Below are 7806 nucleotides of genomic sequence, written 5' to 3' on the forward strand. Positions count from 1 at the left end.
GCAAATCGCTCAGCAACGCCGTTCGGCAAAATGAGATCCCGGGGTTCTCTTTCTGAGCGGGTGGAACAATTACGAAAATCCGCCCCACCAAGGCCTTCTGCAGCGCTATCACCTACCCCCTTGTTTCTGCCTGGTCTAAGTGAATTCAGTCGTGCAATGCCAAATCACATTGCCCGCTCCAGCTTGTTCGCCCCCGTGGCTCGTGGAGGCAAGAAAATGCACAAGGAAACTGTGTTAGCCAGCAGAAAGGACGCCGTCCTCACATTTTGGGGTGAACAGCTAGATGAGGCCCAGGCCGATGTCTGGATGCAGTTGATGCACGAAGCGATCAAAGCTCCGCTAGGTGATGCCGTGCCAGTCAATCGTGCTCGCCTGCTGCGAGCGATAGGCAGGCAAACCGGGAAATATGAGTATCAGTGGTTGCATAGAGCGATGAAGGCACTGAGCTTTGCCATGCTAATTATCGAGGTGACGAAGGACGGTAGACCGAAGCTCGAGGTAGGCAGAGCAGAGTCACTCCACCTTATTGATAAGTTTATGTACGATCCGGAGCGAGAGAGCTACACCGTCCGTATCGATCCAAGGTGGCGTTATCTTTACAGCAATCGCGAATATGCGTTAATCGATTGGGAGAAGCGGCTGCGTATTCGTAAAGGTCAAGATATGGCCAAGGCATTGCAGCGTCTCGTCGCCACTTCGAGTGAGTCCGTGCAGCGCTTTCAGCTCGTATGGTTGAAGGACCACTTCCAGTATTACAGTCCAATGCGCAAGTTCAGGTCTTCATTAGGTGTTGCGATGCAGGAGCTGGAGCGCGTCGAGGTCATTGCGGCTGGAAGAATCGAGCTAAGTACGAAAGGGGTGGAACAAGCAGTGTGGACGCGCCTTTAACCCGCGTGAACTATCGGGGTTGCATTCCGCCTGCGTCGGGGTTGTATTCCGGTCGGTCGGGGTTACATTCCGGTTTATCGGGGTTGCATTCCCCCCCTGATGCTGGAGGCCTTGTAAACCGTGGTGTCCATAGGAGCAAAGTGCTCTCTACCTTCTTACTACTTTTTTACTACCCCTACGATGCTGTGGATAAACTCACGCTTTTGGTGCCGTCGAGATTACGTTCACTCTCCCTAGTTTGCTTAGCTGTTGTAATCGTTCCAGCGAAAAGTGGCTAGACTCTGCCACATTCGATGGGGCTAACCCAGTAAGGTCTGTTATTAATGCGCTCTCTTTCGATCTTGTCGATTTCCATTTGAACCTCTAAATAGACTCCCAGTTCTGAAAGATGTTTATTTATGTCATCAGTTTGGAGGATTTTTTTCAATTGACTGTATATCGAAAATGCTCGGCCGAAGCCGTGACCATCACCAAATCTGCCGTATGGATCCGTGATGACCAAGTATCGATATACTGCAATGGTAGACGGCAGCGAAAAAGTGCCATCAACTAAATAATACATGAATACTTTATTCAACGCATCCTCGGTTGTCGATTGCTCCAAGGTTTGCGAGCTGGATTTGATAATGGTTGATATCAGAGGGATGTCACCCCACAACGCAACCCACAGATCATTAGGACCTTTCCAGTAGGTATTCTCAACCTCTTGAAAAATCTGAGAAAGAAGGTTTAGTATTTGAGTGGGGTGCCTTCTCACGTTTCCTTGGAAGTACTTATAGAGTCTTTTAGACTCTGTCATGTCGGGCCAGCCAAGTTTGTTGGCTTTCTCGTCAATCATAACGCTGAGTTGATAGGGGCATGACGCTCCTGCACTTATGCGTAAGTAATTCATCAATGCAATCGTCCGTAATCTAATGCAACTTAGATCAGCGTTGGTCGTGGATTTCATAAGCTGATTTTACCTTGATATTTTGTTCGCCATGCACTGGCAGTGAGCTAATGGAGGGCACCAAAAGAAAAGAGGTTTGCAATAGACATTTTGGTGCTTCAAATCGGCCATTTTGACGTTTGGTAAAAACCGATTTTTTACAGATCCGTTTCAATAATCGAGTCACAGACCAAGGATTCCTCTTTCAGAACCCATCATCAAATCAAGTCATCTCGAGTATTACCGCTGCTTGGGTCATGCCGGAAGGCTATGCGACCCTTGGGCGGGTTCACGGGTTTTGAGGGTTTCGGATCGGCTAATTGCTCGAGAGGAGTCACATGCGGCTTGGAGATTATCTCAGGGGAGGCTTTATGCACTGCCTGGACGTGGTTTTGTTCGTCAACTGCGTTTCGCGTGGGGGGTGTGCGAAGGTACTTTCCAACGTACCGAACAAACTGGCTATAGCTCAATCCAGTTGATGAGCCGTGATCTTCATAAATTATGGTGATTGGCCACCCTGCGTTAACGAGCTTTCGAAATTCATCTAGTCGAGCCAAGAAGGCTACTCGCCCGACCCCTCGACGTATTTTTTCCGGGGTGTCTGCCATCGTGTTATCTCCACAATTCCGATCAAATCTAGTCGTAATCATTGTTTCTCACCGATGCGCATGATATCGACCTTTTGAGTACGTATACTAGCTTAGTAATGCGTAATAGCGCGTAACTATGCGCGATGACGATTTCAAAATCCAAACGCGAAACTGCGCGGTTTTACACATAGAGAGAGACGGCAAGATGTGCCGCCTTTAGTAGTGAGGTGCGATCCTTGAGTTATCGGAAACCGCAAAAGCTACGGACTGAAGCAATTGGCAGAGCCTCAAGAGCAGGGTCAGGAACTCAGCATCGGCTGCTTCAGACCAGGCTCGGCCGTATCTGAGAGCCAGGTGTATGGTGGTCACGGGGTCTCCATTTAGCGCGGACTCGAGCGAGTAGCGTTCACCATCCGAAAATGCACCTTGGGCACATCCAGGGAACACCAACTCCAGAAATGTGATTACGGCCTCTGGGCTTCCAATATCTAGCACGCCCTCAACGTTGGACAGATCGTTTTCACTCAGGTCTGTAGGCTTCAAAATAATAATCTCAAAGCTCATTGCTGCGGGCTCCCATCTTGTAATCCATTTGGCATCGGCATTATTACGCAACACACTAGACGAGTTCTCGATCTACTCAGTGTTTTCATTGGCAATGCAAAGACGCGCTTTCTGGCTCGGCCTTCGCCCAAGACCGCCTTGGGTGTAAAGGCGGTGTGTAATAGACGGGAGTAAAAAGCCCCGCAAGAGCGGGGCATGTCATCAGGGCTTGGATTCGTTGAGCTTCTGCTGTTCAGCAAGCAGGCCCTGCCGGATTTTGTCGAGGTGCTTGCGTTGACGTCTGGAACCAAAGATTGGCAACAGATGAAGATCGCCCAAGTCGGAAAATGTCCTTATACCCACCGGCACCATCACCCGCTGCAGCTCAGCGTGTAGTCGGATGTAACGTCCGTCAAGCGTATCTAATAACTGGCCATAGCCTTTGGCGCGCAGAAGTCGTCCAATTGCCCAGAAACCTATACCAAGAACGAAGAAGCTACTTAGCATGAAAAAGCCAAACAGAATGTCTGCAATCATGATTGTTCACCAAGTGATTGAGTCTTAGGCGACGGAGCCGCCTCTTTGGTGCTGCTTTCAGTTTCTGCAGATGTGGCCAAGTCGGCTCCACGTATTGTGTTTGCAGTATCGTTGTCCACGTTGTCATCAACGGCGCTAGGAACAGGTTGCGGAGTACCGGCGCCCAGCGAAATGCCAGCAATCCCCTCCATACCGGGCACAGACATAGCGGCCATGAGCCCAACTGTTCGAGTTGCGACTGATGCCACGTTATGGGCAGACAGCCCGCCACCATTGCCTTGCGCGAATCCTGCGTGCTGCTGGTAGGCTTGCAAGTTCGATTGCGAACTAATGCCACCCTGATCCTCTTTTGGTTTCGCCTGCGGCTGCGCGGCGGCTGTTCCCTTGGAGTCGTCGCCATTGGCTAGCGCAGCTTTTGCAGCCTTTTTGGCTGCCTGCTGTACGCCTTGGCTTGGCTGCGGCGGTGGGCTGCTGCCGCTAGGAGCACTAGAGGAGCTACCGCCGACTTTAGCGCCAGCTAATCTAGCGGCAGAACTACCGCCAGTGCTGGACCCCAGACCCGAGCCACTAGCGCCAGTGCTGGCTGCGCCACCGGCACCACCACCTGCAAAGCTGGAGTTGATCGCGCTGGCCAAACCTCCGCTGCCAATACCCCCAGCACCGGTCGCTGCACCTGCGCTACCACCACCCGCACCGAGTGCCCCGGCCGCAGCCGGAGCTGCTGCGCCTGCCGTGGCAATGGTAGCCGCCGCTGCTGCTGCACCGGCGACCCCAGCCGCGGCCATGCCTCCAATAGCACCGCCGCCTCCCGATGACGCGCCGCTAATCATGCCCGCGATCAATTCTGGAATGGTCTTGGTCAGGTAGGCGCATACCAACGATAACCCCACCAAGGTCACCAGAGAGGCTTCGTCATTGGTATAAGCAAGCTGCCACTTCTTTGCGACAGTCAGAATCAAGCCCACTATCAACGTGACCATAAACAGCTTGGCACCCACGGAAACTGCGTAGCGAATAACAGCCATCGTGTATTCCCGTGTCCACTGCGATGCGCCGAAGGCTGTGAACAGAACAGAGGCGTTGATAACGACGTAAGCCTCGACCAATGTCACAAAAATGAATGCCGCCATGAAAGCAAAAGCCATCAGAACGAGGATGGCAGCCAAGGCAACGACGATACTCTGCGAAGGGTTGAAAACGCTCATTCCGTTCAGGATGGCACGAGAAAACTCGACCGCCGTCGCAAACATATCTCCTGGCATTAACTCAGGGCTAGGCAAGCCTGCTGCATGTGCCCCAGCTTGTCGGAAGCTGTTCACAATCGCGCTTGCCCACTCCGTTGAGTGATCGAGCAGGATCAGGAAAAAACCGATGACCATGATGAAGCGGATTAGCTCGCCGACTAGCTCGCCGAAGTCTGCGTGTTTGAATACCATCGGGAAGAATGTCCACACAAACTGGATAAGTGCCAAACTCCAAAATAGGTTCACCGCATAGCCATGAAGACGAGGGCCCCATTCGTTAGATGCCTCCAGAATCATGTCCAGCAAGCCCTGCATTGAGGTGTCGCTTTGGGCTAGATCGACTCCTGCCGCTGCGGCTGTACGCCCTGCAAGCAGCATCAGACACAGCCCGATGTAGCCAGTAATCATAGGTACGCGCATATCAGTACCCCTTGGCGCCACCGCGAGTGTTCGGGCGCTCCTTGAATTGTTTGCCGGTGGCATCAGACTGATTGATCTTTTCGGAAACCACCATGCGGCCATCAGCGTTGGAACATATGACTCCGACCATAGCTGCCCCACCAAATCCAGATGCTACGCACAGCAAAATAAGAAGCCATTTAGAGAACGTCACAGTCAGTACCCCTTCGCGCCGCCTCGAGTATTTGGTCGCTTGTTGAATTGCTCGGTGGCGGCGTCGCTGACCGACTGACGCTCGGTTTCTTGAGCTATGTAATTGCCCTGTAGGGTGATTTGAGTAGCCACTAGGTCGCGCAACTTTTGAAGCTGCTGCACGTTTGAAGCGGCAATCTCGTTCCCAGCTTGGATGGCCTGCATTCGACCCGCTGATGACTGCGAACGATTCACGAGTCGTTCCAGGTGTGCATCTTCCGTTTCAAATGTGCTGGTATTCATACCTGCTGCTTGCATCGCCGTTTTTGCGTTGTCAAAACCTTGCGCCGACCATTTTTCGTAGCGATCCGGCATTACGTCACTCCCCTTGCCGCTCGACTGGACAACTTTTTGTAAATACGCCTCATAGCCGGGAAACTGTGTATTGAATTGGGAATCGAGATTCGCCACATTGCGGCCTAATGACTGCGTCCTGTTGTAGATACTGGCTACACGCTGCATGTCTTGGGTGATCCGGCCAAACATGCTGTTTGGCAACGGAGTTCCCTGCTTCAGCATATTGTTGTATTGCTGAACCTGCGTCGAAAGCTGCTCTGCCGTGTTCAGCGCCGTGTTGACTGCTTCGGCGTACTCAAACATCTGTTGATAGAATGTAGAGCAGTTTGTGCAGTAGATAGCAAAGGCGTTCTGTCCGGTGAATAGCAAGGTAATAACTGTTATTAGCAATCTCCATCCTTGTATCATTTTTGTCTCCGGTGCGTAGCTGTCGTGATGAATTAACGTGATTGCTGGCAGTAACGAGCGACGTAACGGGTGAACTGCACATATCCAAAGCTAAATCGATCAACGTATTCGGTATAGAGCCAAGTAAGAGGGTGGCCGAGTAGGATTTTAGTTTCTACCTCCTTTCTGACCGAGAAGAACTCAGCGCGGCCAGCTCTTCTCTTGATAGTCTTTAGACTATTATTTTGCATCGGCTTTCCTCCTGTTGTGGCTATTAGTTCTAGCATGGATAAAAGCCTAGGAAAACACAGAATAACTAGGTAGAGAAAATTAATGAAAAATAACGCGATTGTATGCGACTCAAGGAAAATTAAGGTGGATCTAGGCAATTTGACGCGAATGTATACGATTTAGAGAAACTTAATTAGATTGACTGATTTTTTGTTTTGAATCTCATTGAGTCGCTTACAACGGGACGGCAAGATGTGTGTTGTAGGCCTACGCTACTTCGTAGCTAGGGCCTTCATCACGTTGCCTTACTCGCCTTTGGCTCGACAGATTCTTGCTCTTCGAGGCAAACAGTCGCTACCGCCCCCCGAAAACCCAAAAGAGTCACAACGCATGAAACCCAAAAAATCAGACGACAAGGTAAGAGCCAGGCCCCGCCGCGAAGTCCCACCTATCAAGGTTTGGGTGTCCGATTTGGAAAAGGAAACAATCGCGGAGCGGGCAGAGCAAACAGGACTATCGATGTCTGCTTTTCTGCTGGCCACTGGCCTAAACACCCCGATTAAGTCACGAGTTGATTTACTGGCGGTGGCCGACTTGGCAAAAGTAAATGGTGATCTTGGTCGTACTGCAGGCCTACTAAAGCTCTGGCTTTCTGAAAAGCGAGGTCAAGGGGCAAAACCGGTTGATGTTGAGTCACTGATGATCGAATTCAGAGAGTTACAGAGTTTGATTCGTGAGAAGATGAGCAGCATTGTTTATGCGAGGAGCATGTAAGATTGCTAACTTACCGTACTTTGACATAGCGCTTGAGTCTTCAGCTTTAGCGGGAATCTTAGGTTGTATATATGGCTAGGAGATAGTTGGTGAAAGATAAACTGCATAATGACGTTATGGCTGAGCAATTCCGATGCCACCCAACCTATGCTGCCGAGCTATTAGCTGAAGTCCGCCAAGGGGGTGACCCATGTGAACTTTCTTGTCTGGAAAAACAACTTACCGCAGCTTTTGGTCGAGATTGGCTACAGATATTTAACACTCCAGAATAGAAACCCTATAGAAAATAACAAAACAAAATTTATAAAACTGAATGTGCTAGTTTTATAGCGGTAGGGAGCACTGGAAATCCTTGAATATCACTGGCATTCATTAAATTTTAGTGCCGGGGGGCATAGCCGATAAATAATTATCTCAACGCATGAGGGAGACTTTCGCGCCTACCTCCCGAGGCCCGCGATGCGCAAGCAGGCGGGCTTTCGTGTTTATGGAGAAGGGAATTGGTCACTATGAATACATTGAGACTACGGACTTCACAAGCGTTTTGCTTGAACAGCAAAGTGCCAGGGCGACCAAGGATGAGTAAACGGGGACGAGCAATCTAGCCAACGAGGTTCCTAGTGGACTGAGCGGTTAATTCATTTATCTAATGGTAACGATATACTGTGCGTCCAATGTCATGGATTGGTTATGCGCATGGCCCGACCGACTTCCCCCTTCGCTTTAATGCCTTCCG

General features: G+C 50.6%; 9 protein-coding genes. 3 read left to right on the plus strand and 6 right to left on the minus strand.

Annotation, left to right across the window (positions count from 1 at the left end):
- Window positions 1–60: 60 nt before the first annotated feature.
- Window positions 61–888 (plus strand): plasmid replication initiator TrfA, encoded by an 828-nt coding sequence (gene trfA / locus ACP7CJ_RS15980; RefSeq protein WP_426100687.1) that lies wholly within the window; start codon window positions 61–63, stop codon window positions 886–888.
- 274 nt (window positions 889–1162) lie between these two features.
- On the opposite strand, the gene ACP7CJ_RS15985 is transcribed toward trfA, so the two are convergent.
- From ACP7CJ_RS15985 to ACP7CJ_RS16010, 6 genes are all read right to left on the minus strand, one after another.
- Window positions 1163–1780, minus strand: coding sequence for a hypothetical protein (locus ACP7CJ_RS15985; RefSeq protein ID WP_426100685.1), 618 nt, complete (start codon window positions 1778–1780; stop codon window positions 1163–1165).
- 842 nt (window positions 1781–2622) lie between these two features.
- Window positions 2623–2970: a hypothetical protein gene (locus tag ACP7CJ_RS15990; protein WP_426100683.1), complete on the minus strand. Its 348-nt coding sequence runs from the start codon at window positions 2968–2970 to the stop codon at window positions 2623–2625.
- Window positions 2971–3171: 201 nt separating this feature from the next.
- Window positions 3172–3486 (minus strand): hypothetical protein, encoded by a 315-nt coding sequence (locus tag ACP7CJ_RS15995; RefSeq protein ID WP_426100681.1) that lies wholly within the window; start codon window positions 3484–3486, stop codon window positions 3172–3174.
- Window positions 3483–5150, minus strand: a complete 1668-nt coding sequence (trbL, locus tag ACP7CJ_RS16000; protein WP_426100679.1) for a P-type conjugative transfer protein TrbL — start codon at window positions 5148–5150, stop codon at window positions 3483–3485. Before trbL ends, ACP7CJ_RS15995 begins: the two co-directional genes overlap by 4 nt.
- 195 nt (window positions 5151–5345) lie before the next feature.
- Window positions 5346–6086 (minus strand): P-type conjugative transfer protein TrbJ, encoded by a 741-nt coding sequence (gene trbJ / locus ACP7CJ_RS16005; protein WP_426100677.1) that lies wholly within the window; start codon window positions 6084–6086, stop codon window positions 5346–5348.
- A 32-nt stretch (window positions 6087–6118) separates the two neighbouring features.
- Window positions 6119–6352, minus strand: coding sequence for a TraK family protein (locus ACP7CJ_RS16010; protein WP_426244293.1), 234 nt, complete (start codon window positions 6350–6352; stop codon window positions 6119–6121).
- Between the two features lie 334 nt (window positions 6353–6686).
- Here ACP7CJ_RS16010 and ACP7CJ_RS16015 point away from each other — a divergent pair, with 334 nt between their 5' ends.
- Complete coding sequence (locus ACP7CJ_RS16015; protein ID WP_426100673.1) at window positions 6687–7070, plus strand: plasmid mobilization protein; 384 nt, start codon at window positions 6687–6689, stop codon at window positions 7068–7070.
- Between the two features lie 89 nt (window positions 7071–7159).
- Window positions 7160–7342: a hypothetical protein gene (locus ACP7CJ_RS16020; RefSeq protein ID WP_426100671.1), complete on the plus strand. Its 183-nt coding sequence runs from the start codon at window positions 7160–7162 to the stop codon at window positions 7340–7342.
- Window positions 7343–7806: the final 464 nt, after the last annotated feature.

This window comes from Pseudomonas sp. PSPC3-2, from assembly GCF_049897085.1.
GTDB classification, from domain to species: domain Bacteria; phylum Pseudomonadota; class Gammaproteobacteria; order Pseudomonadales; family Pseudomonadaceae; genus Aquipseudomonas; species Aquipseudomonas paraveronii.

Coding starts and splice junctions, on each gene's coding strand:
- trbJ (WP_426100677.1), bottom strand. CDS start 6,086: ATGATACAAGGATGGAGATTGCTAATAACAGTTATTACCTTGCTATTC.
- ACP7CJ_RS16010 (WP_426244293.1), bottom strand. CDS start 6,352: ATGCTAGAACTAATAGCCACAACAGGAGGAAAGCCGATGCAAAATAAT.
- ACP7CJ_RS16015 (WP_426100673.1), top strand. CDS start 6,687: ATGAAACCCAAAAAATCAGACGACAAGGTAAGAGCCAGGCCCCGCCGC.
- ACP7CJ_RS15990 (WP_426100683.1), bottom strand. CDS start 2,970: ATGAGCTTTGAGATTATTATTTTGAAGCCTACAGACCTGAGTGAAAAC.
- ACP7CJ_RS15995 (WP_426100681.1), bottom strand. CDS start 3,486: ATGATTGCAGACATTCTGTTTGGCTTTTTCATGCTAAGTAGCTTCTTC.
- trbL (WP_426100679.1), bottom strand. CDS start 5,150: ATGCGCGTACCTATGATTACTGGCTACATCGGGCTGTGTCTGATGCTG.
- ACP7CJ_RS15985 (WP_426100685.1), bottom strand. CDS start 1,780: ATGAATTACTTACGCATAAGTGCAGGAGCGTCATGCCCCTATCAACTC.